Annotated in this window: 24 protein-coding genes; 2 read left to right on the forward strand and 22 right to left on the reverse strand. The window is 67.6% G+C overall.

The features are described from left to right. From AC3ENO_RS03440 to AC3ENO_RS03505, 14 genes are all read right to left on the reverse strand, one after another. Positions 1 to 1,581: a Rieske 2Fe-2S domain-containing protein gene (locus AC3ENO_RS03440; RefSeq protein WP_434969212.1), complete on the reverse strand. Its 1,581-nt coding sequence runs from the start codon at positions 1,579 to 1,581 to the stop codon at positions 1 to 3. Between the two features lie 78 nt (positions 1,582 to 1,659). Beyond that, complete coding sequence (gene nusB / locus AC3ENO_RS03445; RefSeq protein ID WP_434969213.1) at positions 1,660 to 2,094, reverse strand: transcription antitermination factor NusB; 435 nt, start codon at positions 2,092 to 2,094, stop codon at positions 1,660 to 1,662. Between the two features lie 12 nt (positions 2,095 to 2,106). Next, positions 2,107 to 2,667: an elongation factor P gene (efp, locus tag AC3ENO_RS03450; RefSeq protein WP_434969214.1), complete on the reverse strand. Its 561-nt coding sequence runs from the start codon at positions 2,665 to 2,667 to the stop codon at positions 2,107 to 2,109. A 174-nt stretch (positions 2,668 to 2,841) separates the two neighbouring features. After that, positions 2,842 to 3,303 (reverse strand): type II 3-dehydroquinate dehydratase, encoded by a 462-nt coding sequence (locus tag AC3ENO_RS03455; RefSeq protein ID WP_434969215.1) that lies wholly within the window; start codon positions 3,301 to 3,303, stop codon positions 2,842 to 2,844. 55 nt (positions 3,304 to 3,358) lie between these two features. After that, complete coding sequence (aroB, locus tag AC3ENO_RS03460) at positions 3,359 to 4,435, reverse strand: 3-dehydroquinate synthase (protein ID WP_434969216.1); 1,077 nt, start codon at positions 4,433 to 4,435, stop codon at positions 3,359 to 3,361. Further along, the gene (locus tag AC3ENO_RS03465) at positions 4,432 to 4,983 is read right to left on the reverse strand and encodes a shikimate kinase (RefSeq protein WP_434969217.1); all 552 of its coding nucleotides are present in this window, start codon (positions 4,981 to 4,983) and stop codon (positions 4,432 to 4,434) included. Before AC3ENO_RS03465 ends, aroB begins: the two co-directional genes overlap by 4 nt. Beyond that, the gene (aroC, locus tag AC3ENO_RS03470) at positions 4,970 to 6,214 is read right to left on the reverse strand and encodes a chorismate synthase (protein ID WP_434969218.1); all 1,245 of its coding nucleotides are present in this window, start codon (positions 6,212 to 6,214) and stop codon (positions 4,970 to 4,972) included. The genes AC3ENO_RS03465 and aroC overlap by 14 nt, the downstream gene beginning before the upstream one ends. 4 nt (positions 6,215 to 6,218) lie before the next feature. Continuing rightward, on the reverse strand, positions 6,219 to 7,058 hold the full coding sequence (locus AC3ENO_RS03475; RefSeq protein WP_434969219.1) for a shikimate dehydrogenase family protein: 840 nt from the start codon (positions 7,056 to 7,058) through the stop codon (positions 6,219 to 6,221). Between the two features lies 1 nt (position 7,059). Continuing rightward, positions 7,060 to 8,712: an endolytic transglycosylase MltG gene (gene mltG / locus AC3ENO_RS03480; RefSeq protein ID WP_434969220.1), complete on the reverse strand. Its 1,653-nt coding sequence runs from the start codon at positions 8,710 to 8,712 to the stop codon at positions 7,060 to 7,062. 1 nt (position 8,713) lies between these two features. Next, positions 8,714 to 9,187, reverse strand: a complete 474-nt coding sequence (gene ruvX, locus AC3ENO_RS03485; protein WP_434969221.1) for a Holliday junction resolvase RuvX — start codon at positions 9,185 to 9,187, stop codon at positions 8,714 to 8,716. Next, positions 9,184 to 11,844 carry an alanine--tRNA ligase gene (gene alaS, locus AC3ENO_RS03490; RefSeq protein WP_434969222.1) on the reverse strand — a complete coding sequence of 887 codons (2,661 nt, stop codon included), beginning with the start codon at positions 11,842 to 11,844 and terminating at the stop codon, positions 9,184 to 9,186. The genes ruvX and alaS overlap by 4 nt, the downstream gene beginning before the upstream one ends. 63 nt (positions 11,845 to 11,907) lie before the next feature. Continuing rightward, positions 11,908 to 12,225 carry an ATPase gene (locus AC3ENO_RS03495; protein WP_434969223.1) on the reverse strand — a complete coding sequence of 106 codons (318 nt, stop codon included), beginning with the start codon at positions 12,223 to 12,225 and terminating at the stop codon, positions 11,908 to 11,910. 141 nt (positions 12,226 to 12,366) lie between these two features. Continuing rightward, complete coding sequence (gene rpsD / locus AC3ENO_RS03500) at positions 12,367 to 12,996, reverse strand: 30S ribosomal protein S4 (protein WP_434969224.1); 630 nt, start codon at positions 12,994 to 12,996, stop codon at positions 12,367 to 12,369. A gap of 158 nt (positions 12,997 to 13,154) precedes the next feature. Beyond that, positions 13,155 to 14,525, reverse strand: coding sequence for a replication-associated recombination protein A (locus AC3ENO_RS03505; protein ID WP_434969225.1), 1,371 nt, complete (start codon positions 14,523 to 14,525; stop codon positions 13,155 to 13,157). 123 nt (positions 14,526 to 14,648) lie between these two features. On the opposite strand from AC3ENO_RS03505, the gene AC3ENO_RS03510 reads away from it, so the two are divergent. Together AC3ENO_RS03510 and AC3ENO_RS03515 are read left to right on the forward strand one after the other, a co-directional pair. Continuing rightward, positions 14,649 to 15,905, forward strand: a complete 1,257-nt coding sequence (locus AC3ENO_RS03510) for a DUF349 domain-containing protein (RefSeq protein ID WP_434969226.1) — start codon at positions 14,649 to 14,651, stop codon at positions 15,903 to 15,905. 67 nt (positions 15,906 to 15,972) lie between these two features. Beyond that, a complete protein-coding gene (locus AC3ENO_RS03515; RefSeq protein WP_434969227.1) occupies positions 15,973 to 16,533 on the forward strand; it encodes a type IV toxin-antitoxin system AbiEi family antitoxin in 561 nt (186 codons plus the stop codon). Here AC3ENO_RS03515 and AC3ENO_RS03520 read toward each other — a convergent pair. The 8 genes from AC3ENO_RS03520 to AC3ENO_RS03555 all read right to left on the reverse strand — a co-directional run bounded on the left by AC3ENO_RS03520 (position 16,512) and on the right by AC3ENO_RS03555 (position 25,160). Beyond that, positions 16,512 to 18,779, reverse strand: a complete 2,268-nt coding sequence (locus tag AC3ENO_RS03520) for a RelA/SpoT family protein (protein ID WP_434969228.1) — start codon at positions 18,777 to 18,779, stop codon at positions 16,512 to 16,514. The two genes, AC3ENO_RS03515 and AC3ENO_RS03520, sit on opposite strands and share 22 nt — an antisense overlap. Positions 18,780 to 18,831: 52 nt before the next feature. After that, on the reverse strand, positions 18,832 to 19,821 hold the full coding sequence (gene secF, locus AC3ENO_RS03525) for a protein translocase subunit SecF (RefSeq protein WP_434969229.1): 990 nt from the start codon (positions 19,819 to 19,821) through the stop codon (positions 18,832 to 18,834). Continuing rightward, entirely contained in the window at positions 19,821 to 21,542 is a 1,722-nt protein-coding gene (gene secD / locus AC3ENO_RS03530) for a protein translocase subunit SecD (protein WP_434969231.1), read from the reverse strand. Before secD ends, secF begins: the two co-directional genes overlap by 1 nt. 24 nt (positions 21,543 to 21,566) lie before the next feature. After that, on the reverse strand, positions 21,567 to 22,019 hold the full coding sequence (locus AC3ENO_RS03535; RefSeq protein WP_434969232.1) for a preprotein translocase subunit YajC: 453 nt from the start codon (positions 22,017 to 22,019) through the stop codon (positions 21,567 to 21,569). A 70-nt stretch (positions 22,020 to 22,089) separates the two neighbouring features. Then, positions 22,090 to 23,112, reverse strand: a complete 1,023-nt coding sequence (gene ruvB, locus AC3ENO_RS03540; RefSeq protein ID WP_434969233.1) for a Holliday junction branch migration DNA helicase RuvB — start codon at positions 23,110 to 23,112, stop codon at positions 22,090 to 22,092. Next, complete coding sequence (ruvA, locus tag AC3ENO_RS03545) at positions 23,105 to 23,713, reverse strand: Holliday junction branch migration protein RuvA (RefSeq protein WP_434969234.1); 609 nt, start codon at positions 23,711 to 23,713, stop codon at positions 23,105 to 23,107. The genes ruvB and ruvA overlap by 8 nt, the downstream gene beginning before the upstream one ends. 78 nt (positions 23,714 to 23,791) lie before the next feature. Then, positions 23,792 to 24,355: a crossover junction endodeoxyribonuclease RuvC gene (gene ruvC, locus AC3ENO_RS03550; RefSeq protein WP_434969235.1), complete on the reverse strand. Its 564-nt coding sequence runs from the start codon at positions 24,353 to 24,355 to the stop codon at positions 23,792 to 23,794. A gap of 46 nt (positions 24,356 to 24,401) precedes the next feature. After that, positions 24,402 to 25,160, reverse strand: a complete 759-nt coding sequence (locus AC3ENO_RS03555) for a YebC/PmpR family DNA-binding transcriptional regulator (RefSeq protein ID WP_434969236.1) — start codon at positions 25,158 to 25,160, stop codon at positions 24,402 to 24,404.

The following is a 25,160-nucleotide window of genomic DNA, read 5'->3' on the forward strand; positions in this document are numbered from 1 at the left end:
TCAGGGGGTGCCGGCCGGAGTCGTGGCCGCCTCGGCGGCGGCGCTGTCGAGTGCTCGCGCGCGGATGGCGTGGCCGGTTGTCGTCAGACACCGTCCAGACGCGAGGTCCCACTTCCAGTCGTGGAGAGAACAGGTCAGCACGCCGTCGTCGATCTTGCCTGTCTTGGTGAGGTCTGCCCGCAGGTGGGGGCAGCGCCGCTGCACGACCCAGTCCTCGAGCTCGACATCCTCGGTCTGGTCGGACTGCTCCGCGTACCAGTTCTCGACGTACTCGATGCGGTCGCGCGAAAGGCACTTGAGGAATGTCGTCAGGAACTCGTTGAACTTGCCGCTACGCCCGACGGAGAACTGCATGGACAGGAAGATCGAATTGGACCAGTCGATCTCGTGGTCGGCGATGTTGGTCGAGACCAGGTCTGCCGGAATCGTGTACCAGTAGATGCACTCCTCCCCCGCGTACTCACGGACCTTCGCCTTCGGGAAATCGACCACCATGTCCAGCTCGCCGATCTGGAACCTGACGTTGCCGCCGACGCCGTCGCGGATCGTGCGGGCCCGCCGCAGCAGCGGCTCCCACCATTCCTTGATCGCCGCGAGCATCTCGTCCGGCGGAAGTACGGGAGCGCGGCGGGCCTCCTCGGCGGCGATCTCGTCCTGGCGGGTGTCGCGCTGGTGGGCCAGGTAGTTCCACTTGTCGTGGAACACGCGGTCGATCTCGTCATCCGTGTAGAGCGTCTGGGTGACGGTGACGGCACCGCCGTCGATGTCGACCTGTGTGCCGGGGAGGAAGAGGTGGCCGACCTTGTCGGGGCGCTGCTCGCGCAGGTGCTCCAGAAACTCCGATTGGTCGGTGAAGATCGAGTCGTCATCCAGCCCCGTGCCGTTGTAGCGGAAGAGCTCGTCCCTCAGGAACATGGGAGGGCCCGCCATCGGGAACACGTGGGCGGCGTCCACTTTGTCGATGTAGTACATCGCTCGCTTGTTCTGGGCCTCGCGCTTGAGCTTGGCGAAGTGCTGCTTGGAGTCCTGCGGCAGGTCGTACACCATCGGCCACCAGATGGCGCCCGAGACCTGTGTGAAGTAGGCATCCGGCTTACCGAACGCGAGCAGCTTCTCCAGGTCGAGCGGGTGGGAGTCGTTCTGGTTCAGGATGCTGGCGGTGCCATCGTCGACCGAGAGCGACGAGTCGCCGATCGGGCCGTCGGAGGGCGCGCGCAGCGGCGTGACCATGATCTTCAGGTCACCGTATGTCAGCGGCACGCCCGCCTCGGTACGGATGATGTTCGTGTAGCCGAGGTCGATCAGATCCCGTTCCAGATCGTCCGTCGGGTATTCCGGGAGCAGAACCGGGATGTCGGTGCGCACGTAGCGCTGGAGCATCCGCGGGTCGAAGTGGTCGCGGTGGCGGTGCGAGATGTACAGGAAATCCGCCGCGCCGAAGCGCTCCCAGTCCAGGCCGCGGTTGTCGGGGAACGGGAACCACGACCCGAAGAAGGACGGCCCGATCACGGGGTCGCACAAAATCGACCCTCCGGTGGTCTCGATGAACATACCCGCATGTCCAAGTCCGGTGATGCGCATGCACGCTCCTCTCCCGTGACGAGTGTAGGCGGCGCCTCGACGCCGGCCCTGGGTTCACGCCGTACAAATGCGGCCAGATCAGTCGCCTTCTGCGGTGCCGCGTTCGCCATCCCGTGCCACACGACCCAGCACCCCGTGCACGAACGCGCCGGAGTCGTCGGTGGAGAACTCCTTGGCCAGTTCGACGGCCTCGTCGATCGCGACGGCAGCGGGCACACTGTCGTTGTAGACGATCTCCCAGGTCCCGATGCGCAGCAGAGCGCGATCGACCGCGGGCATCCGGGCGAGGGTCCACCCCTTCGCGGCCGCGGTGATGGCGTCGTCGATCGCGGCGGCGTTGTCGATGACCCCGTCGACAATCTCTCGGGCGTAGAGCCAAGAGGCTTCCCGGGCAGGCTCGGATGCAGCACGCCGCGCTTCGGCGGCGAGGGTGAGCGCGACGTCTTCGCCGCGCACGTCGGCCTGGAACAGGATGTCAAGCGCGCGTTTGCGCGCCTTCGTTCGGGCGCTCATCGAGACGGCGCGTCAGTTGACGCGGCCGAGGTAGTCGCCCGTGCGGGTGTCGACCTTGACCTTCGTGCCGGTCTCGAGGAACAGGGGAACCTGGATCTCGTACCCGGTCTCGACTGTCGCGGGCTTGGTTCCCGCCGACGAGCGGTCGCCCTGCAGGCCCGGTTCGGTGTAGGTGATCTCGAGCACGACCGACGCCGGCATGTCGATGTACAGGGGCGTTCCGTTGTTCATCGCGATCGTGACCTGCTGGTTCTCGAGCAGGAAGTTCTTGGCGTCGCCGACCGTCGCCTCGGGGACGTTGATCTGGTCGTAGTCGGTCTGGTCCATGAACACGAAGCTCTCGCCGTCGTTGTAAAGGTAGGTGTAGTCCCGACGGTCGACGTTCTCGATCTCGACCTTCGCGCCGGCGTTGAAGGTCTTGTCGACCACCTTGCCGGTGAGCACGTTCTTCAGCTTGGTGCGCACGAACGCGCCGCCCTTGCCGGGCTTCACGTGCTGGAACTCCACGACGCTCCAGAGCTGTCCATCGATGTTGAGGACGACGCCGTTCTTGATATCTGCGGTGGATGCCATGGGGGTGAGGTTTTCCGTTCGTGAGCGTGGGTGCCGCGCGCCAGGCCGCGGCCGACATCCGAGTCTACGGGAGTCCCCCCACCCCCGCATCCGCCCCGCCCGTCCATCCGGGCGCCCGTCCACCCCGAAGCCCCAACCACCCGGAAGCGCAGCGAGACGGCGACGGCGGGTGCGTCAGCCCTCGGCGCGGCCGGTGAGGATGTCGATCAGCAGGGTGGTCGCGCGGGCATAGCCGGGGACGCCCTCGCCGACGACGTGGACGGCGGCGATGTCGCGGACGTAGGAGTGGTGACGGAAGGGCTCTCGCGCGGAGACGTCGGAAATGTGCACCTCGGCGACGGGCAGCGCGACGGCCGAAAGCGCGTCGCGCAGGACGACGGAGGTGTGAGTGAGGCCGCCCGGGTTGATGACGATCCCCGCGCAGTCGGTGCGCGCGTCGTGGATCGCATCGATGAGGACACCTTCGTGATTGGACTGCACCGCCCGCACCTCGAACCCGGCACGCGCCGCGGTCTCGGTCACGAGCGCCTCGACATCCGCGAGCGTCTCGCTGCCGTAGATGTCCGGCTCCCGCGTACCCAGAAGATTCAGGTTGGGGCCGTTGACAAGCAGGAGGCGACGAGGAGTTGTGGTCACGTCCGCCACCCTACTGCGCGGCGCATCTCCCGTTCCCCGGGAGCGGCCCCGCGGCTCACTCCGCGACTTCTTGGTACGCCGCGAACAGCAGCGACTCGTCGGGAGCCTGCAGCACCGTCGGGCGCGCGATGTCGTCGAGGACGATGAAGCGCAGCATGCTCCCGCGGGTCTTCTTGTCGCGCTGCATCGTCGAGAGCAACTGCTGCCAGGCGCCCGCGCGGTAGGTCGTCGGGAGGCCGAGGGAGGTGAGGATGTCGCGGTGACGCTGCGCTGCGTCATCCGAGAGTCGACCGGCGAGGCGCGACAGCTCTGCGGCGAAGACCATGCCGATCGAGATGGCGGCCCCGTGACGCCACTGGTAGCGCTCGGTGTGCTCGATCGCGTGGCCCAGCGTGTGTCCGTAGTTGAGGATCTCCCGAAGGCCCGCTTCCCGGAGATCCTCGGAGACCACCCGCGCCTTCATCCCGATAGCCAACTCGATGGACCGCCGGAACGCGTCCGAGGAGGGGTCGGTCGCGGCATCCGGATCCTTCTCGATCAGCTCGAGAATCTCGGGGTGCCAGATGAACCCGGCCTTGACGACCTCGGCGAAGCCGGCAACCGTCTCGTTGCGCGAGAGCGACCCCAAGACGTCGAGGTCGCAGACGACGGCGGCAGGCGGCCAGAATGCCCCGACGAGATTCTTGCCCTCGGCGGTGTTGATCCCTGTCTTGCCCCCGACTGCGGCATCGACCATGCCGAGCACGGTCGTCGGCACCTGGACCACCGCGACACCGCGCAACCACGTGGCCGCCACGAAGCCTGCCAGATCGGTCACCGCTCCCCCACCGAAACCGACGACCGCGTCCGTGCGGGTGAAGTTCGCCTGCCCCATCACCTGCCAGCAGAACGCTGCCACTTCGACGCGCTTGCCTGCCTCCGCGTCGGGCACCTCGGCAAGGAGCACCTGGCGCCCCTCCTGCAGCAGCGCGCGCAACTGTTCCGCCTGCGCGGACAGGGTCGGCGGGTGCACGATGAGCACGCGTTGCGCCGTCTCCGGAAGCGCTGCGGCGACAGAATCGAGGATGCCGCGTCCGATCGTGATCTCGTACGGGTTCTCGCCGGTGACGGCGATGGTGGTCGGTGCGGTCATGCCTGCTCCTTTGCGGGGACGCTCGAATCGGGCTCCTCCTGCGACTCACGCGCCCAGGCGGTGATCGTGTCGACGACGTGCTGGAGGGGCCCAGTCGAGGTATCGACCGTGAGGTCGGCGACGCTCTCGTAGAGGCCTCGCCGTTCCTGCCAGATACGCCGCCATCTCACGAGGGGGTCCTCCCCGGAGAGCAATGGGCGTGTCGTCCCCTGAATGCGACCGGCCACGACGCGGGGATCGACCGTGAGCATCACGACCCGGCAGCGGGCCAAATCCGCTCGGGTATCGGCATCCAGCACCGCGCCTCCCCCCAACGAGACGACAGCCTCGTCGTGGTCGAGCGCGTCACGGATCGCCGCGCGCTCCCAGGTTCGGAACGCCGCTTCGCCGTGGGTTGCGAAGATCTGCTCGATCGGACCGTGCTCGCGCTGCACCACGGCATCGGTGTCGATGAACTGCGCGCCGAGCGCCTTGGCGACGCGGCGTCCGACACTCGTCTTGCCTGCCCCCATGGGACCGACGAGCACGAGGGGGCTATTTCGTGGCATCGCCGTCGAGGGTGACGCCGCCCAAAAGCGAACCGTCGCTGTCGGTGCTCGTGCGCAGCGTCTGAGGGATCGCGTCGAGGTATGCCTGGAGGTTGCGGCGAGTCTCCGTGACGCTGTCCCCGCCGAACTTCTCCAGCACGACGTCGGCGAGCACGAGCGCCGTCATCGCTTCCGCGACGACACCGGCGGCAGGCACAGCGCAGACGTCCGAGCGTTGGTGGTGGGCGTTCGCGGTCTCGCCGGAGGCGACATCCACGGTGCGCAGCGCATGGGGAACCGTCGCAATCGGCTTCATTCCGGCACGCACCCGCAGGACCGTGCCGGTGGACATGCCGCCTTCGGTCCCTCCCGCGCGATCGGTGGCTCGTGTGATGCCCCCGTCGGTGGCGAACAGTTCATCGTGGGCCTCGGATCCGCGCCGCCGTGTCGTGAGGAACCCGTCGCCGACCTCGACGCCCTTGATCGCCTGGATGCTCATGAGAGCCTGCGCGAGCTTGCCGTCGAGCCGACGGTCCCAGTGGACGTGGCTGCCGAGCCCCGGGGGCAGACCGAAAGCCAGCACTTCGACGACGCCGCCGAGCGTGTCGCCCGCCTTGCGGGCGTCGTCGACCTCGGCGACCATGCGGGCCGAGGTCTCGGGATCGAAACAGCGCATCGGGTCGGCGTCGAGCGCCGCGACGTCGTCCGGCCCGGGCAGGGGGGCATCGCGTGGCGCCTCGACCGGTCCGATTCCCACGGTGTGGGAGACCAGACGGATGCCGAGCTCGGCCAGGAACGCACGCGCAACGGCTCCGAGTGCGACCCGGGCAGCGGTCTCGCGGGCACTGGCCCGCTCCAGGATCGGCCGGGCCTCATCGAAGCCGTACTTCTGCATCCCCACCAGATCGGCGTGGCCCGGTCGCGGACGGGTGAGTGCCGCACCGCGACCGCGCGACTTCTCGGTCAGCTCGACCGGCTCGGCGCTCATGACCTCGACCCACTTCGGCCACTCGGTGTTCGCGATACGCAGCGCGATGGGGCTGCCGAGGGAGTAGCCGTGTCGTACGCCGCTCGAGATCGTGAGCTCGTCCTCTTCGAACTTCATGCGCGATCCCCGCCCGTACCCGAGCTTGCGGCGGGCGAGATCGGCCTGGATCTCAGAGCGGGAAACGGGCACACCCGAGGGAAGACCCTCCATGACGGCAACCAGTTCGGGGCCGTGCGATTCGCCGGCCGTGAGCACGCGGAGCATTGGTCTAGTCTCCCACGAGGCACGCGCGCATCGCGCCGACGACGGCATCCTCCTCGGGCAGTGGTGTGGCGGGGTCGCCGCCGACGAAGATCCGCACCTGGAGGACGGCCTGGTGCAACAGCATCCCCTCCCCCGTGTGGACGGGGTGCCCGGCGCGGGCCCACGCCGCCTGCAGGGCGGTGATTCCCTGACCGTAGACGACGTCGAACAGAGTCGCTCCGGCCTCGGCAAGGACGTCAGCGTCCGCGTCGACCAGGCGGGCGTCGCCCGGCAGGGCCGCGATCGTCAGATCGACCGGTGAGAGCTCCCGCGTACCGAGTGCGACAGCGGAGACGATGATCCCGAGCCGGTCCCCGAGCTCCTGCAGCGGGACGACGGCAGGGAGCCGTCTGGCGACCACGTCGACACGCTCCGCCCCGAGCTCGGCAGCAGCGACGAGCGCTGACGTGGCGGTCGCGCCGGCACCGACGATCCGTGCGCGGCGAAAGTCGGCGATGCCGCACTCGCGGAGGGCCCCGACGATTCCTCCCACGTCCGTGTTGAACCCGACCGGGTCGGGACCCGTCAGGAGCAGAGTGTTGACGGCGCCGGTGAGCTCGGCACGGTCATCCCGAATCACGGATGCCGAGAACGCCGACTCCTTCAGGGGGTACGTGACCGACAGCCCGCGGTATGTGTCATCGAGCGTCGCCAGTTCGTCAGGGAAGACCGACCGCGACACACGACGGCGATCGTAGGTCCATGCGAGACCGAGCGCGCGGTAGGCCGCGGCGTGAAGCGCCGGCGAGCGGCTGTGCGAGACCGGGTCACCCCAGACCTGAAGGTGCGTGTGACGACCCGTCACGTCAACACCCAGCGTCGGGATTCTCCGAGCACCACTGCCGCCACTGCTCGACCGCCGCGAGGTGGTCATCGTAGTTGGTCGTGAAGACGGTCTCTCCCGTGTTGAGGTTCACAGTGACGAAGTACAACCAGGGTCCCTCTTCCGGATGCATCGCCGCATCGATAGCGAGATCGCCGGGGTTCGCGATGGGACCGACGGGGAGTCCGTCGATGACGTACGTGTTCCACGGGTTGTTGTCGCTGAGCGCCTCACCCGACGAGCTCACCGTTCCGTCATGAAGCTCGCCGTAGCCGTACTGGGCCGTCGAGTCCATCTGCAGCTTCATGCCCTGGTCCAGCCGGTTCTGGATGACGCGGGACACCTTGTAGAAGTCCGCCTCGAAGCGGGCTTCGCGCTGGATGACGGATGCGATCGTCAGGATGCGTTCTCTGTCCTCGACCGGCACGCCGGCAGAATCCAGCGACGAGATGGCGCGGTCGACGAGGGTCTGTATGACCTGCTCGGCAGTGACCCCGGGATCGAACGTGTATGTCGCCGGGAAGAGCCACCCTTCAAGAGGCTGCCCACCCGCCGCAACGACCGCCTCATTGACCGGGACGCCGTACGCACTCGGATTTGCAACTGCCGCCTCGAAGTCCGCCAGCGGGATGCCGAGACTCTCCGAGAGGATCCCGATGGATTGGTCCACGGTGAGGCCCTCACGCAGCTGAGCGGAGTTCTCCATCTTGTTGGCCGGATCGAGGATGGCCTCGAGCGCTGCCGCGGAGGTCATCTGCTGCTGCAGCCGGAAGACGCCGGGGACGAACGGAGGGTTCAGGTCCTCGGCGACGAGGTAGTCGTAGAACGCATCCGGGGTCTTGGTCACTCCCGCCTCGTAGAGCTTGGGCGAGATCGAGGCGCCGGTGTCACCGGAGACGATCGTCAAGAAGGCTTCACCGGTCGCCATCCCCGGCTCGTACTCCTGTGGCTCTTCCCATCCGAGAACCTCGCGGATCTTGTCCTCGTAGGTCGACCAGACCCACCACCCACCGGCGGCGGCGCCTCCCAGCAGCGCGACTACGACGATCAGCGCGATCCACCCGCCGCGCCGGCGGCGTGTGCGTTCTGTAGTGCTGCGCGTCATGCCGATGTCATCCGTCGTGCGCTCCCCGGAGAAGAGATCGTCCAGTGTGCCCGGCGAAGCCGCGGGCCGTGGCACCTCGTCGCGCGGGATCGCCGTCGAGGTCGAGGTGAGGTGCTGCGTCGAGGTCGGCGGTGCTGCGACCGCTGCCCAGAAGAGTTCAGGGGGAACGTCGTCGGTCGCTGACGTCGCGGCAGGTGCCGGCCCGGTCGTATCCGGGGTCGACGGCGAACGTCCGCTGGCGGCCGGGGATGCCTCCTCGGGCGTGCCGGCGGCGCGCGCCGCGCGGGCCGCGCGGCGCGACGACGGGACCGGCGGCGAGTCCGGGTGTGGGCTGGGTGCGGCAGGGGGCGGGGACGTGGGCGAGACCGGTTCCGGCGCGTCATCCCGAGAGGGCGAGGCGGTTGGCTCGGCGGCATCATCCGATGCTGCCGAGCCGGAACCGGTGGCACCCGTGCTGCGGGAGCGACCGTCCGGGAGCTTGCCGAATAGGTCGGCGAACGGGTCGTCGAACGGTGACGAATCGTCGGGCATGTCAGGCAGGCTCCTCGGCGGGGGGTAGCAGCGCACCCGGTGGGCGGCCGGTGCTCTTCTCGATGTCCAACGCCTGCTGCAGCAGCACGACGGCGGCAACCTGATCCACAATCGTACGAGACGATCGGGTGCTTCTGCCGGATGCGCGAAGTGCCGATTGCGCAGAAACCGTGCTCAGCCGCTCATCCAGCATCCGGATCGGAACGCTGACACATGCGCCCAGCTGTCGTGCGAAGTCCTCCGCGTCCTCTGTCGACGCGGTTCGCTCGCCCCGCAGATTGATCGGCAATCCGACGATGACCTCGATCGGTTGCGAGTGGTCGATCACTTCCCTCAAGCGGTCCACGGTGCGATCCGTTCGCGGGATCGTCTCGGTCGGAGTCGCGAGCATGCCGTCGGGATCGCACTGGGCCACACCGACGCGGGCCCTGCCGACATCGACGGCGAGGCGGATGCCGCGACGAAACTCGCTCACGATCGGGGCAGCGCCTTCACGACACCGTCCAACGCCTGCCCCAGGGCAGCCGTGTCCGTCCCACCGCCTTGCGCGAGGTCATCGCGCCCGCCGCCCCCGCCGCCGAGCGCTGCCGCCGCCGCCTTGGCGAGCGGGCCGGCCTTCACACCGAGAGCGCGCGCTGACTCGGTGGTGGCAACGATCACGACGGGACGGTCGCCGACCTCTGCGCCCAGCGCAACGACTGCCGCGTCGGAGCCCAGACGTTCCCGTACGGTGAGGGCAACGGCCCGGACATCATCGGCGGAGCCGGCGCGTCCGAGGCTGGCCGCGACGACGGTGAGCGCACCCACCCGCGTCGCGGCGCCGATGAGCTCGGGGACCCGCTCGTTGAGCGCCTTGGACTGCAGTGCCGCGATCTTCTTCTCCGCAGCCTTCAGGCTCGCCGTGAGCTCCGCGATCCGGGCCGGAAGCTGGTCGCGCGGAGTCTTCAGAGACGAGGTGAGCTGCGACACGATCGCTCGCTCCGCCGCGAGTTCGCGGAAGGCATCTGCCCCGACGAGCGCTTCGACGCGGCGGTTGGCTGCACCGACCGAGGACTCCCCCACGAGGTTGATGAGACCGACCTCGGCGCTGGTGGCGACGTGCGTGCCGCCGCAGAGTTCACGAGACCACGGTCCGCCGATGTCGACCATCCTCACGGTATCGCCGTACTTCTCGCCGAACAGTGCCATCGCACCGAGCTCCTTGGCCTCATCGAGCGCGAGGACGCGGGTCGTGACCTGCAGGTTGTCCCGCACGGCGTTGTTGGCGATCTCTTCGATCTCTGACCGGGTTTCGGGCGACAGCGCCTGGGACCACGTGAAATCGAAGCGCAGGTAGCCGGCGCGGTTGAGTGAGCCGGACTGAGTGGCAGAGGGCCCCAGCGTGTCACGCAAGGCCGCATGCACGAGGTGGGTCGCGGAGTGCGCCTGCGCGGCCGCGCGTCGGTTTGCAGCGTCGACGATCGTCGTGGCGGCCAGCCCCACGGCAACCTCACCGGACCTCACCTCCACCGTGTGGCTGACAAGTCCCGGCACCGGCCTTTGCACATCGACGACATCGAGCTGGAACCCCGGACCGACGATGATGCCCTTGTCTGCGACCTGACCACCGGACTCGGCATACAGGGCGGTTTCGGCAACGATGACTTCGGCGGTCTGACCTGCGGTAGCCCGGTCGACGGAGACACCGTCCACGAGCACTCCGAGCACACGCGACTCGGTCTCGAGGTCGGTGTATCCCGTGAACGTCGTCTCGCCGAGGGCGCGGAACTCACGGTAGACCGAGTGATCCGCGATCGTCCGCTTACGGGACTTCGCGTCGGCTTTCGCACGCGCGCGCTGCTCGTGCATGAGCGCGTCGAAGGCGGCTCGGTCCACGCTCAGACCTGCCTCTTCTGCGATCTCGAGCGTCAGGTCGATCGGGAAGCCGTAGGTGTCGTGGAGGAGGAACGCTTCGGAACCGCTGATCTCCTGCTTGCCCGCACCCTTGGTCTCGGACACGGCGAGGTCGAGGATCGTGGAACCTGCCGCGAGAGTGCGCAGGAAGGTCTCCTCCTCCGCGACAGCGGCGGACTCCAGACGGGCATACTCGGTCACCAGTGTCGGGTACGCCGGGGCCATCGCATCGCGGGAGGCAGCGAACAACTCCGGGAAGGTGGGGGCGTCCACACCCAGCAGCCGCATGGCGCGGATCGTGCGGCGCATGAGGCGGCGCAGGATGTACCCCCGACCCTCGTTGGAGGGGCGGACGCCGTCGGAGAGAAGCATGAGCGAGGAGCGCACGTGATCAGCCACGACACGGAACCGGACGTCATCCTCGTGCACGGCGCCGTAGGTGCGGCCGGAGAGCGCGACAGCCCGGTCGAGGACCGGACGGACCTGATCCGTCTCGTACATGTTCTCGACGCCCTGTTTGATGAACGCGACGCGCTCGAGCCCCATACCGGTGTCGATGTTTTTCTGCGGCAACTCGCCGACCACATCGAAGTCGGTCTTCGAGCGAACGTTCGTGATGGCGTACTGCATGAAGACGAGATTCCAGATCTCGGTGAACCGACTGTCATCAACGGCAGGTCCGCCGTCGGGTCCGTACGCCGGGCCACGGTCGAAGTAAATCTCGGAGCACGGGCCCGCCGGTCCCGGCTGCCCGGTCGACCAGTAGTTGTCCTCCTTGCCGAAGCGCTGAATGCGCTCGTCCGGAAGGCCGGCGATCCGCTTCCAGAGGCCAGCTGCCTCGTCGTCGTCCTCGTAGACGGTCACCCACAGGTCGCGCTCGGCAAAACCCAAGCCACCGTCAGACTCGGAGGAGGTCAGCAGCTCCCACGCGTACTCGATCGCTCCCGCCTTGAAGTAGTCACCGAACGACCAGTTGCCGAGCATCTGGAAGAAGGTGCCATGACGGGCAGTCTTTCCGACCTCTTCGATGTCGTTCGTGCGGATGCACTTCTGCACGTCTGCTGCGCGCGGGTAGGGGGCCGGGACGACGCCCGTGAGGTAGGGGATGAACGGCACCATGCCGGCAACGGTGAACAACAGCGAGGGATCATCGGTGACCAGCGACGCGCTGGGGACGATCACATGGTCGTTCTTCTCGAAGTAGTCGAGGTAGCGCTGTGCGATCTCGGCGGTCTTCATCGTTTTCCTTTGCACAGACGAGCCGCACCACCCGGTACGGGGCGGTGCACGCTTGCGTCGGGATCAGTCGGTGAGCTTCTTCGCGGCGTTCTTCGCCGCGTCGGCGACGTCGCCGACGGCATCCGTGACGGTGTCCGTGACGTCCCCGATCGTGGCGGCAGCCGCATCCGCTGTCTGGGATGCCGCACCGGCGGCGTCCTCGACGATACCGACGATGCGTGCCTCCTGCTCACGGTAGGCGTCGGCGATGCGATCGGTGAACTGCGAGATGCGGGCGTCCACCTCGGCGAGCAACTCGTGTCCGCGGGGATCCTTGTTCACGTAGTGCGCGGCGACGAAACCCCCGGCAAGCCCCAGTGCGAACCACAGCAGGTTTTTCATGCGCTCACTCCCTTTCCCGCGACGGCGGTTCATCCCATCGTAGGCGACAACGGCGAAGGGCGCCGGGTTGCCCCGACGCCCTTCGTGGACGCTCGCTCGCTGCACCGATCGACGGGCGGCGAAGCGGATGCCGATGACCGCTTATCGGGCCGCGTAGTACTCGACGACGAGCTGGACGTCACAGACCACGGGCACCTCGGCGCGCTTGGGACGACGCACGAGGCGGGCGTGGAGCTTGTCGAGTTCGACCTCGAGGTAGCCGGGAACCGGCGGCAGAACCTCGGCGTGACCGCCGGCTGCGGCGACCTGGAACGGCTCGAGGCCTTCGCTCTTCTCCTTGACGTGGATGAGCTGGCCGGGCGCCACGCGGAACGACGGACGGTCGACGGTCTTGCCGTCGACGAGGATGTGGCGGTGCACGACGAGCTGGCGGGCCTGCGCGGTCGTCCTCGCGAAACCGGCGCGAAGCACGAGTGCGTCAAGGCGCATCTCGAGCTGCTCGACCAGGTTCTCACCGGTCAAGCCGTCCTTGCGGCGAGCCTCGTTGAACGCGATGCGCAGCTGCTTCTCGCGGATGCCGTACTGCTCGCGCAGGCGCTGCTTCTCGCGAAGACGGACGGCGAAGTCGCTGTCGGCCTTGCGCTTGGTGCGGCCGTGCTCGCCGGGCGCGTAGGGGCGCTTCTCGAGGTAGCGGGCGGCCTTGGGGGTCAGTGCGACGCCGAGGGCGCGCGACATGCGCACCTTGCGGCGATCCTGGGACTTCGTGGGCACGAAGACTTCCTTCCGATGACGTGGCCGCGTCTCTCGCGACTCACGGACGTATCCCGCACTCACACGTCGGTTCGCACGTCGCAGCGCACCGAAGGGGATTATCGAGTGAGGGGATATCCGAAAACACGGTTTCGAACCGAAACAGTCTACCAGACGGGTCAGTCGCTCTCGGAGTCGCCCGCGCCTCGGGCTCCGGACCCACCGCCACGCCCCAGGATGCGCTGGATCCGACTCCATCGCGCGCCGATCTCGCGCTCAGCCCCGCGGGCGGTCGGACGGTAGTAGCTGCGGTCACGCAGACCGTCCGGGAGGTATTGCTGGGCAACCACGCCTCGGTCATCGTCGTGCGGATAGCGGTAGCCCTTGCCGTGTCCGAGCCGAGCAGCGCCGGGATAATGGGCGTCCCGCAGATGGGGAGGCACCCGGCCCGCCCCGCCGCCGCGCACATCCGCGATCGCAGCGTCGATCGCGAGGTAGGCCGCATTCGATTTCGCCGTCGTCGCGAGGTAGATGGTGGCCTCCGCGAGCGGGATCCGGCCCTCGGGGAATCCGATGAGCTGCACGGCATCCGCTGCAGCGACGGCCAACGGCAGCGCCTGCGGATCCGCCAGGCCGATGTCCTCGGCGGCGGAGATGATCAGGCGCCGCGCGATGAACCTCGGGTCCTCCCCTGCCTCGATCATGCGGGCCAGATAGTGCAGCGCCGCATCCGGATCCGACCCGCGGATCGACTTGATGAACGCACTGATGACGTCATAGTGCTCGTCGCCCTGGCGGTCGTAGCGAAGCAATGCTCGATCCACCGCCTGCGCGACATGCTCGGCGGTGATGACCCCCGCCTCCCCCTCCGACTCCGGCTCGGCAAGCGATGCTGCAGCCTCCAGGGCGGTCAGCGCTCGCCGCGCGTCCCCGGAGGCCAGCCGGACGAGGGCGACGCGCGCCTCATCCGTCAGGCTGACGGCCCCCGCGAGTCCCCGCGCGTCGGAGACCGCCCGGTCGACGAGAGCTGCCAGGTCGTCATCCGTCAACGGCTGGAGTGTCAGCAGCAGCGAGCGGGACAGCAGCGGCGAGATCACCGAGAACGACGGGTTCTCCGTGGTCGCCGCGATGAGCACGACCCACCCGTTCTCGACGCCCGGCAGCAGAGCGTCCTGCTGAGCCTTCGTGAAGCGATGAATCTCGTCGAGGAAGAGGATCGTCGATGAGCCGTAGAGGTCACGTTGCGTGAGCGCGTCCTGCATGACCTCGCGAACGTCCTTGACTCCCGCTGTCACCGCAGAGAGCTCAACGAAACGGCGCCCGGACGAGCGCGCGACAGCCTGGGCCAGTGTCGTCTTGCCCGTGCCGGGAGGGCCCCACAGAATGACGGATGACGCTGCCCGGGCTCCCCCGTCCGGATCGGCCAGGACCACCAGCGGTGCCCCCGGGCGAAGCAGGTGCTGCTGACCGGCGACCTCCGCAAGCGAGGTCGGGCGCATGCGCACGGGCAGCGGGGTCTGACCGGAGAAGAGCCCCGCCGAGTTGGACATGGCATCCAGGCTATCCGCGGATCCCGACATGATCCCGGACACCGCCGTGGCAGGACGCGCGCCCCGTATTAGGCTTAAGCGTCCAACCCCCGCAGGCGGCCATGCCGCATTGAGGTGCCTTCCGTGTCAGACACAGCTTCGTCCTCCACCGCCGCCGACCACCCCTGGGGCCGGGTCGACGATGACGGCACTGTTTCGGTCCGCGAAGGTGACCAGTGGCGAGTCGTCGGTCAGTACCCCGATGGCACCGCCGAAGAAGCGCTCGCATACTACGAGCGGAAGTTCTCCGATCTCGCATCCGAGGTAGCCCTCCTTGAGGTGCGCCATCGCCGGGGCGGTGCGAGCGCGGCCGACCTCAGGGCGACAGCGGCGACGCTCAGCGGCAAGATCGCCGGAGCATCGGCGGTCGGCGATCTCGCCTCCTTGAGTGCACGACTGGAGGCGCTCACCGCCTCGCTCGCCGAGGCCAGCGCCGCAGAGGCCGCGCAGGCGCGAGAGGCCGTGGATGCCGCGATCGCCGAGCGCACTCGGCTCGTGGAGCAGGCGGAGGCCATTGCCGCTCAGGACCCGCAGACCGTTCAGTGGAAGACCGCCTCAGCGGAGATGACCGCCCTCTTCGAGCAGTGGCAGTCTCACCAGCAGTCCGGCCCGCACATCCCGAAGTCGATCTCCCAGTCACTCTGGAAGCGTTTCCGTGACGCGCGTGCGATCGTCGACAAGCACCGTCGAGAGTTCTATGCGGAACTCGATGAGGCGCACAAAGCCGTCCGAGAGCGCAAGAACCGTCTCGTCGAGCGTGCGGAAGCACTCGCGCCCCGCGGCGAGGACGGCATCGGTGCCTATCGAGATCTCCTGAACGAGTGGAAGACCGCGGGGCGCGCCGGCAAGAAGGTCGACGACGCGCTCTGGGCACGCTTCAAGGCGGCCGGCGACGCCCTGTACGCCGCACGGGCCGAACGCGAAGCGGCGGAAGTCGAGGCGTCGAAAGAGAAGATCGACGCCAAACGCGCGCTCCTCGAACGCGCGCGCCCGATCCTCGACATGCACGATCTTGCTGCCGCTCGCAGCGCTCTCACCGCGATTCAGCGGTCGTGGGATGACATCGGTCGGATCTTCCCGCGTGAGCAGGAACGTGCGCTCGACGACGAACTGCGCAAGATCGAGGTGTCTGTGCGCTCGCGCGAAGACGCCGAATGGACGCGGAACAATCCCGAGACCACCGCGCGAGCCAACGACATGACCCGCCAGCTCTACGACGCGATCGAGAAGCTCGAGGCGGAGCTCGCTGAGGCGACGGCTCGCAAGGACCAGCGCGCCATCCGCCAGGCGACGGAGGCACTCGAGGCGCGTCGCGCCTGGCTCCGCGCCGTCGAGGGCTGAACCCGACTTCTCCACAGCCGCGGGGATCGCACCGTCGCCACCGGGGCGTGCCCGGCAGACTGCGGGAATGGCATCTCCGTTTCTGTACTTCGCTGATGAGAAGCTCTCGCTCGCGGAACTGTCCGCCGCGCGACTGGACGGGCACCTCGTCGAGGTCGATGCCGCCTACATGCCTGCGGACACGATCGAGACGACAGCTGTGCGTGCCGCCTCCCTCGGTCCGCTGTTGCGCGACCTCATGGCGGCCACTCATCTGACGGCAGCCTGGGTTCATGGTGCGATCGCCGAGCCGCCGGCTCGACACACCGTTCAGCGCGCTGTCAGCCAGCGGATCCATGGGGTCATCCATCGCAGGCTCCACTACCGCGACGTCTACCTTCCCGAAGCGGACCTGCTCCGTATCGGCGGCGTTCTGGTCACGACTCCCGCGCGTACCGTCGCCGATCTCGCGCGGGTCGACGATGCAGACCATCGGGCGGCCCTTCGCGGTTTCGTCGACCGCGGCCAGGGCGCGGTGAGAGAGGGCATCGACTGGCTCCAGCGTGCGGGCACAGTGCCCCACAAGGTCAGGGCGCTCCGGCTGCTGCGCGAATGGTCCGCGGATGCCTACGAGGACGTCACGCGGTAGACGTCGTAGACCGCATCGATCCGCCGTACGGCGTTGAGCACCCGGTCGAGGTGCACGATGTCGCCCATCTCGAACACGAATCGGCTCAGGGCCAGCCGGTCGTTGGTCGTCGACACGGATGCCGACAGGATGTTGACGTGGTGCTCGCTGAGGACCCGCGTCACGTCGCTCAGCAGCCCGGAGCGGTCGAGGGCTTCGACCTGGATCTGGACCAGGAACACGCTCTTGGTGGTGGGGGCCCATTCCACCTCGATGAGTCGCGCCGGGTCCGAGCGCAGAGATTCCACGTTCGTGCAATCGGCGCGGTGCACCGAGACGCCGCTGCCCCGCGTGACGAACCCGAGGATCTCATCGCCGGGAACCGGCGTGCAGCATTTCGAGAGCTTCACCAGGATGTCGGGGGCACCGCGCACGAGGACTCCCGAATCGGCGGTGCGGGGCTGGCGAGACCGGCCGACGTGCGGCAGGTCGATCGGGCCCGTCGCGGTGTCGCTGGAGGCACTGACAAGAGCCGTCACCTTCTCGATGACCGATTGCGTCGAGACATGGCCTTCGCCGACGGCCGCGTAGAGCGCCGACACGTCCTCATAGCGCAGGCCGTGCGCGACTTCGCTCAGGGTGTCCTGATTCATCAGTCGCTGCAGCGGAAGGTTCTGGCGCCGCATCGCCCGCGCGATCGACTCCTTCCCCTGCTCGATCGCCTCTTCGCGGCGCTCCTTCGTGAACCAGCCGCGAATCTTGCTGCGGGCTCTCGTGCTCTTGACGAACGTCAGCCAGTCCTGGCTCGGCCCGGCATCCGGGTTCTTCGAGGTGAAGACCTCGACGACATCACCGCTCTTGAGCTCCGACTCGAGTGGCACGAGCCGGCCGTTGACCTTTGCGCCCATGGTGCGGTGACCGACCTCGGTGTGCACCGCGTAGGCGAAATCGACAGGGGTCGCACCCGAGGGAAGCCCGATGACACGCCCCTTCGGGGTGAAGACGTAGACCTCTTTCGCGCCGATCTCGAAGCGCAGTGAGTCCAGGAACTCACCGGGGTCTGCGGTTTCGGCCTGCCAGTCGGAGATCCGGGCCAGCCACGCAAGATCCGTGTCCAAGGCCTTGTCATCGACCTTGCCGCCGGCCATCCGCTCCTTGTACTTCCAGTGCGCCGCAACCCCGTACTCGGCTTGCTGGTGCATCTCGTGCGTGCGGATCTGGATCTCGACCGTGCGTCCCTCGGGTCCGATCACGGTCGTGTGCAGCGACTGGTACAGGTTGAACTTGGGAGTGGCGATGTAGTCCTTGAACCGTCCCGGCAAGGGTGTCCAGCGGGCGTGGATGGCACCGAGGACGGCATAGCAGTCGCGTACGGACGAGACGAGGATCCGGATGCCGATCAGGTCGTAGATGTCATCGAACTCGCGTCCGCGCACCACCATCTTCTGGTACACGGAGTACAGCTGCTTGGGGCGGCCCAGCACACGTCCGCGGATCCGGAGTTCGCGCAGGTCCACGTCCACAGCGTCGATCACGTTCTGCAGGTACTTGTCGCGCTGCGGGGTGCGCTGTTTGACCAGGCTCTCGATCTCGGCGTAGAGCTTGGGGTGCAGGACGGCAAACGACAGATCCTCGAGCTCGGACTTGATCGTCTGAATTCCCAGGCGGTGCGCGAGCGGTGCATAGATCTCGAGCGTCTCGGTGGCCTTCTTGCGCGCCTTCTCGGGGGGAACGAAGCCCCAGGTGCGTGCGTTGTGGAGGCGGTCGGCGAGCTTGATGAGCAGCACACGGATGTCGCGCGACATCGCGACGATCATCTTGCGCACCGTCTCGGCTTGGGCGCTCTCGCCGTACTTGACCTTGTCGAGCTTGGTCACGCCGTCCACGAGCATGGCCACTTCGTCGCCGAACTCGGCGGTGAGTGCGTCGAGGTCGTAGCTGGTGTCCTCGACCGTGTCGTGGAGCAGAGCCGCCGCGACGGCCTTCGGCCCCAGACCGAGATCCGCGAGGATTTGGGCGACAGCGAGCGGGTGCGTGATGTAGGGCTCGCCGCTCTGGCGCTTCTGCCCAGCGTGCGCGCGGTCGGCGATCGCGTAGGCGCGCTCGATGATCGCGAGGTCACCCTTGGGGTGGTGTGTGCGGACGGTCCGCAGCAGCTTCTCGACGTCGTCACGTCGGGCGGCGCGCGAAAAGATCCGCGGCACAAGGCGCAGCAGCGACGACGATCCCGCGGGAACGCTCTGGGCGGGAGGAACGGTCTCGGTCATCCGATCGCCCTCCCTTCGCTGGAGCACATATCCTACGCCGCGGCGCAGCGACTCACGCGGACGCGACCGCCTGTTCGCGGGCGGCGAGCACGCGCTGGTCGCGCTGGCGGATGGGCGCCTCGTTCTCACGGAACAGCGAGAACAGCGGCGCAGCCACGAACAACGTCGAGTAGGCGGCGACGATGATGCCCACGAAGATCGACAGCGAAATGTCGCTCAGAGTCTCGGCGCCGAGCCAGAACGCGCCGATGAACAGGATCGCACCGACCGGCAAGATCGCGACCACCGTGGTGTTGATCGAACGCACGAGCGTCTGGTTCACGGCGAGGTTGACGGACTCGCCGAAGGTGCGGCCGGAGATCTCGCCGTCCTCCGCCGTATTCTCTCGAATCTTGTCGAACACGACGGTGGTGTCGTAGAGCGAGTACGCGAGGATCGTCAAGAATCCGATGACGGCGGCCGGGGAGATCTCGAATCCGAACAGCGCGTAGATGCCGACGGTGATGACCAACACGTCCACGAGACCGATGATCGCCGCCGCTGACATCTTCCAGGTCCGGAAATACAACGCGAGGATGATGAAGGTCAGCGCCAGGAAGATCGCGAGGCCCCACAGCGACTGGCGAGTGACATCCTGCCCCCAGCTGGGGCCGATGAATGACGTGGTCACCTCGCTGGGGTCGACGGCGTACGCGTCGGCCAGAGCGGTGGCCACGTCGCGCGTCTCGGCATCCGTCATCTGGTCGGTCTGGACCCGGATGGTGTCGGCGCCGACTGTTGCGACCTTCGTCGTCGCCCCGGGGACGACGGACTGCACGGCCTCGGTCGCGATCAGCTGGTCCGGGCTCGTGATGCCCGACACGGTGAACTGCGACCCGCCGGTGAACTCGATCGAGAACTGGATCGGTCGGATGAACGGGACCAGCGCGGACCCGATGACGAGGACGGCGGCGATGATGAACCACAGTCGGCGTCGGCCGACGAAGGGAAACGACGTCTTCCCGCTGTAGAGGTCATTGCCGACCTGGTTGAGGGAGCGCATCAGGGGGTGTCCTCTCCCTCGGCACGACCCGGAGATCCGGTTGTGCGGGATTCGGCGAGCTTTCGTTCGGCGATGGTCTGGCGGCGGGCGGCCTCCCCGCGGGAGCGGGAAGCGCGCTTCTCGGCCGCGGTCTTGGGAGCCACGAGCGGGGTGCGGAACTGCGCACGCCCGCGGTAGACCGCGCCGAGGGCGTCGGGGTCCAGCCCCGACAACGGGTGCCCCGAGGAGAAGAAACGGGTCCGAGCCAAAAGCTGCATCACCGGGTGTGTGAACAGGATGAAGATGAGGACGTCGATCGCGGTTGTGAGGCCGAGAGTGAAGGCGAACCCCTTCACCGTCGCGTCAGCGAGGATGTAGAGCACGACTGCCGCGAGGATGTTGATCGACTTCGAGATGTAGATCGTCCGTTTTGCCCGCGCCCAGCCGTCTTCCACGGCACCTGTGATCGACTTTCCGTCGCGCAGCTCATCGCGAATTCGCTCGAAGTAGACGATGAAGGAATCCGCGGTGAATCCGATGGAGACGATCAGACCCGCGACGCCCGCTAGCGACAGGCGGAAGCCCATCCGCCACGCCAGGATGACCAGCATGACGTATGTCAACACGGCCATGACGATCAGGGAGGCGATGATGACGAAGCCGAGCGCACGATAGACGATGAGCGAATAGACCGCGACGAGCGCGAGACCGATGAGACCTGCGATCAGGCCGATCTGCAGCTGCTGGGATCCGAGTGTCGCAGAGATCGTGTCCGAGCTCACGACCACGAAGCTCAGCGGCAGCGCACCGTACTTGAGCTGGTCGGCGAGGACCTTCGAGCTCTCCTGGGTGAAGCTCCCGCTGATGCTGGGTCGTCCGTCGAGGATCTGAGCGTTCATCGACGGCGCCGTCAGGACGTAGCCGTCCAGGACGAACGCGAACTGGTCCAGCGGCGGGGTCGCGCCGTACAGACGCTGGCTGATCTCCCCGAAGGTCTGGGTTCCGGCTTCGTCGAACTGCAGGTTGACCACCCAGCGTCCGGAGGTCTGCTCCAGCCCGTTGGTCGCGTCGACAATCGACGAACCGTCCAGCTCGACCGGCCCGAGGATGTACTTCACGGTACCGGTGGCATCACAAGTGATCAGCGGCGCATCGGTCGGCGCGTTGGCGGGGTCGTTGTCGGGGTTCGCGCAGTCGTAGGCGAGGAACTCGGCCTGCAGCGCCGGCGTTATCCAGGCGGTGTCGCTGCCGCTGGTCGGCTCTACCGCGGGCGTCGACTCGAGGGTCGGGTCCGGCGTCGGGTACGGAGTCGTCTCACCGTCCTCGCCGACAAAGCTCGTCGCCGGAGATCCGGTGTAGAGGACCGCGCGAAGCTGCAGCTGTGCGGAGGCCTCGATGCGCTGGCGGGTCTGCTCGTCGGCCTCCCCGGGGATCTGCACCACGATGTTCTTGCCGCCCTCGGTCGTGACCTCGGCTTCACCCACTCCGGAGGCGTCGACACGCTGGCGGATGATCGTGACCGCCTGGTTCATCTGCTCTGCGGACGGATCTGCTCCGTCAGCAGTCTGCGCTTCGAGGATGATCTGCGTGCCGCCCTGCAGGTCGAGGGCGAGCTCCGGAGCCCACGAGCTCGCGTTGAACACGTAGACACCGAGCGCATTGATACCGAAGAGGATCGCGGTGATCGTCAGCAGACCCGTGAGGGCCCGCCAGGCACGGCGAACGGGAGTGGATACGGCCACGGAGAGCGTCTCTCGGGAAGGGGGTCAGGCGCGCGGCTTGGGGTCGCCGTCGCTGCCGTCACTGTCGGAGTCGGCGGCGGGCTCGGCATCCGTGGCCACCGCGTCGGCGGTCTCGCCGTCGTGAGTCTCGTGGTACTTGTCCACGATGCCGTCGAACTCGTCGTCCGTCTCGTCGTCGACCTCGTCCGCGGGCGTGATGATGCGCAGGATTGCCTGGCTGTGAACCTTGATGTCGACTCCGGGAGCGATCTCCACGATGGCGGGCTGGTCGAGGTTGTCGGGGTCGAACTCGACGATCGTGCCGTACAGGCCGCCCTGCAGCAACACCTCGGCGCCCGGAACTGTCTGTCGGGCCTTCTGCGCCTGCTCCTCGCGCTGCTTCTTCATGCGTCGGCTGGAGTTCCAGAACATGAACACCAGGAGGGCGCCCAACAGGATGAGCAGGCCGTAGTTGAGGAAGAAGTCCTGGAAGTTCATGAAGAGGGGCGCCTTTCGGGTGCGGCCGCGCAGACGTCGGGCCGCGTGGAGGGGTCAAAGCCTCCAGGAATTATAGGTCATCCAGTCTCAGCGTCTGATCGGCGTGGCGGACCCCGAGGTGTGCATAGGCATCCGGCGTCGCGATGCGCCCGCGCGGCGTGCGACCCATGAAGCCGATCCGGACGAGGTACGGCTCGATGACGGACTCGATCGTGTCGGCCTCTTCCCCCACCGTCACGGCCAGGGTGTTCAGCCCGACAGGGCCGCCGTGGAAGCGGCGCACCAGCGTCTCGAGGACGGCCCGGTCCAGGCGATCCAGCCCGATCGCATCGACGTCGTACAGATCGAGTGCGGCATCGACGGATTGCGCACTCGCACTACCGCCGTGCACCACCACGTAGTCGCGAACCCGGCGCAGCAGTCGATTCGCGATGCGGGGGGTGCCGCGCGAGCGTCGCGCGATCTCGGCGCGAGACCCAGCGGGCAGGGGGACCTCGAGCATTCGCGCCGAACGCTCCAGGACCCGCTCCAGCTCCTCCGGTTCGTAGTACTCGAGGTGCGCGGTGAAGCCGAACCGATCCCGCAGCGGGTTCGGCAACAGTCCCGCGCGCGTCGTGGCTCCCACGAGGGTGAACGGTGCCAGATCGAGCGGGATGCTGGTCGCGCCCGCGCCCTTGCCGACCATGATGTCGATCCGGAAGTCCTCCATCGCAAGGTAGAGCATCTCCTCGGCGGATCTGGCCATCCGGTGGATCTCGTCGATGAAGAGCACTTCCCCGGGGGTGAGGCTCGAAAGCAGCGCGGCGAGGTCGCCGGCGTGCTGAATGGCGGGGCCGCTCGACATCCGCAGGGGCCGTTCGCTTTCGTGTGCGACGATCATCGCGAGCGTCGTCTTCCCCAGCCCCGGGGGTCCGGCCAGCAGGATGTGGTCTGCGGGACGCTGCTGTAACCGAGCAGCATCCAGCAGCAGCTGGAGTTGCCCGCGAACCTTCGTCTGCCCCACGAACTCCGCAAGCGATCCGGGCCGAAGGGCGCCCTCCAGTGCAAGCTCACTCTCGTCGCGCGACGGAGTCGGATCGGTCAGGTCATCCACGTGCCGTCTCCTTCCGGGCGGGTCCGAGCTCTGCGAGTGCGCGGCGCAGGAGATCGGGGACGGATGCCTCCGCCGCGGCATCCTCGACGACACCGGCCGCGACCTCCGCCGCGTGGCGCTCTGACCACCCGAGGCCCGTCAGCGCGGCAGTCAGCGCGTGCACCCGATCATCGGATGCGGGGATCGTGCGCGCGGCGGCGGGAGCGACGACCTTGCCTGCGAGGTGGACGACGATGAGCTTCGCGGTCTTCGGGCCGATGCCCGAGACACGCCGAAACGGCGCGTCGTCCTCGTCGGCGACTGCCTGGGCGATCTGATCCACCGACATGGCGCTGAGCACGCCGAGAGCCGACTTTGGCCCAACCCCCGACACGCCGACCAGCAGAAGAAAGGTGGTGAGCTCTTCGCGGGTCTCGAATCCGACCAGGCTCAGGGCGTCCTCACGCACGATGAGCGAGGTGTGGAGGAACAGGGACTCACCGACCCGAGCGGATCGGGCGACGTGTGGAGCGACAGCGACAGTGAGACCGACTCCGCCGACCTCGACCACGACCGAGTCCTGCTCGACGTGGCCGACAACACCTCGCACTGACGAGATCATCGTTCTCCTTCCGATCGGCGGAGCAGGGGCCTCACAGCAGGCTAGGGTGCCAATCGCACATTTGTTCGACCGACACGCTCAGACGCGGGCGCGTCGCTCGGCATCCCGCCACGCCTGCTGAGCCCTCGTCAAGGGCTCTCCCGCCGTCGGCGACCCGTGCCCGGCACCGCGCCACGCGTGGCAGAGGGCGAGCGCGAGCGCGTCGGCGGCGTCGGCGGGTTGGGGTGCGGCATCCAGCCGCAGGATGCGCGCAACCATCGCCTGGACCTGACGTTTGTCGGCACTTCCGTAGCCCGTGATCGCGGCCTTCACCTCGGTGGGCGTGTGGGTCGCAGCCGGCAGCCCCCGCTCCCCCGCAAGCATCAACGCGATGCCGCTGGCCTGCGCGGTGCCCATCACGGTGCTGCGGTTGTGCTGGGCGAAGACGCGCTCGACGGCCACGACGTCGGGGCGATGGAGGTCCAGGACGTCGCGTATCCCGGAGGCGATCGCGGCCAGCCGCCGCTCGACAGCAAGCCCGGCATCCGTTCTGATGACACCCACGTGCACGAGCACGGCGGAACGGTCGGCCGCGACGTCCACCACGCCGACACCGCAGCGGGTGAGGCCGGGATCGATTCCAAGCACGCGAACAGTCGCCACCCGGCCACGCTAGGCGTGCCCGGGCACGTGCGTGCGCAGGCGCGCCCTACTCGTCGTTCTCGAGCTCGGCCTGCACTTCGGGCGAGAGATCGAAGTTGCTGTAGACGTTCTGGACGTCGTCGCTGTCTTCGAGCGCGTCGATCAAGCGGAAGACCTTGCGTGCGGTGTCCGCGTCGACCTCGACCTTCAGCGACGGCACGAACTCGACGTCCGCCGACTCGTAGTCCAGTCCCGCCTCCTGGAGTGCCGACCGGACGGCGACCAGATCGGATGCCTCGGTGATCACTTCGAAGCCCTGCGCGTGCGGCTCCACTTCCTCGGCACCGGCCTCCAGGGCAGCGAGCATGACGTCATCCTCGGTCGTGCCCTCGCCCGAGACGACGATGACGCCCTTGCGGTGGAAGTTGTACGCGACAGAACCCGGATCGGCCAGAGTGCCGTTGTTGCGGGTCAGTGCGGTGCGCACCTCGGCCGCCGCCCGATTCTTGTTGTCCGTCAAGCACTCGATCATGAGCGCGACGCCGTTGGGTCCGTAGCCTTCGTAGAGGATCGTCTGGTACTCGACCGCGTCTCCCGAAATGCCCGCCCCTCGCTTGATCGCGCGGTCGATGTTGTCGTTGGGGACCGAGGTCTTCTTCGCCTTCTGCACGGCGTCGTACAGCGTCGGGTTACCCGCGAGGTCTGCGCCGCCGAGCTTGGCTGCGACTTCGATGTTCTTGATGAGCTTGGCGAACGACTTGGCACGACGCGCGTCGATGACGGCCTTCTTGTGCTTGGTCGTCGCCCACTTGGAGTGGCCGGACAT

Source organism: Microbacterium sp. bgisy207 (genome assembly GCF_057706855.1).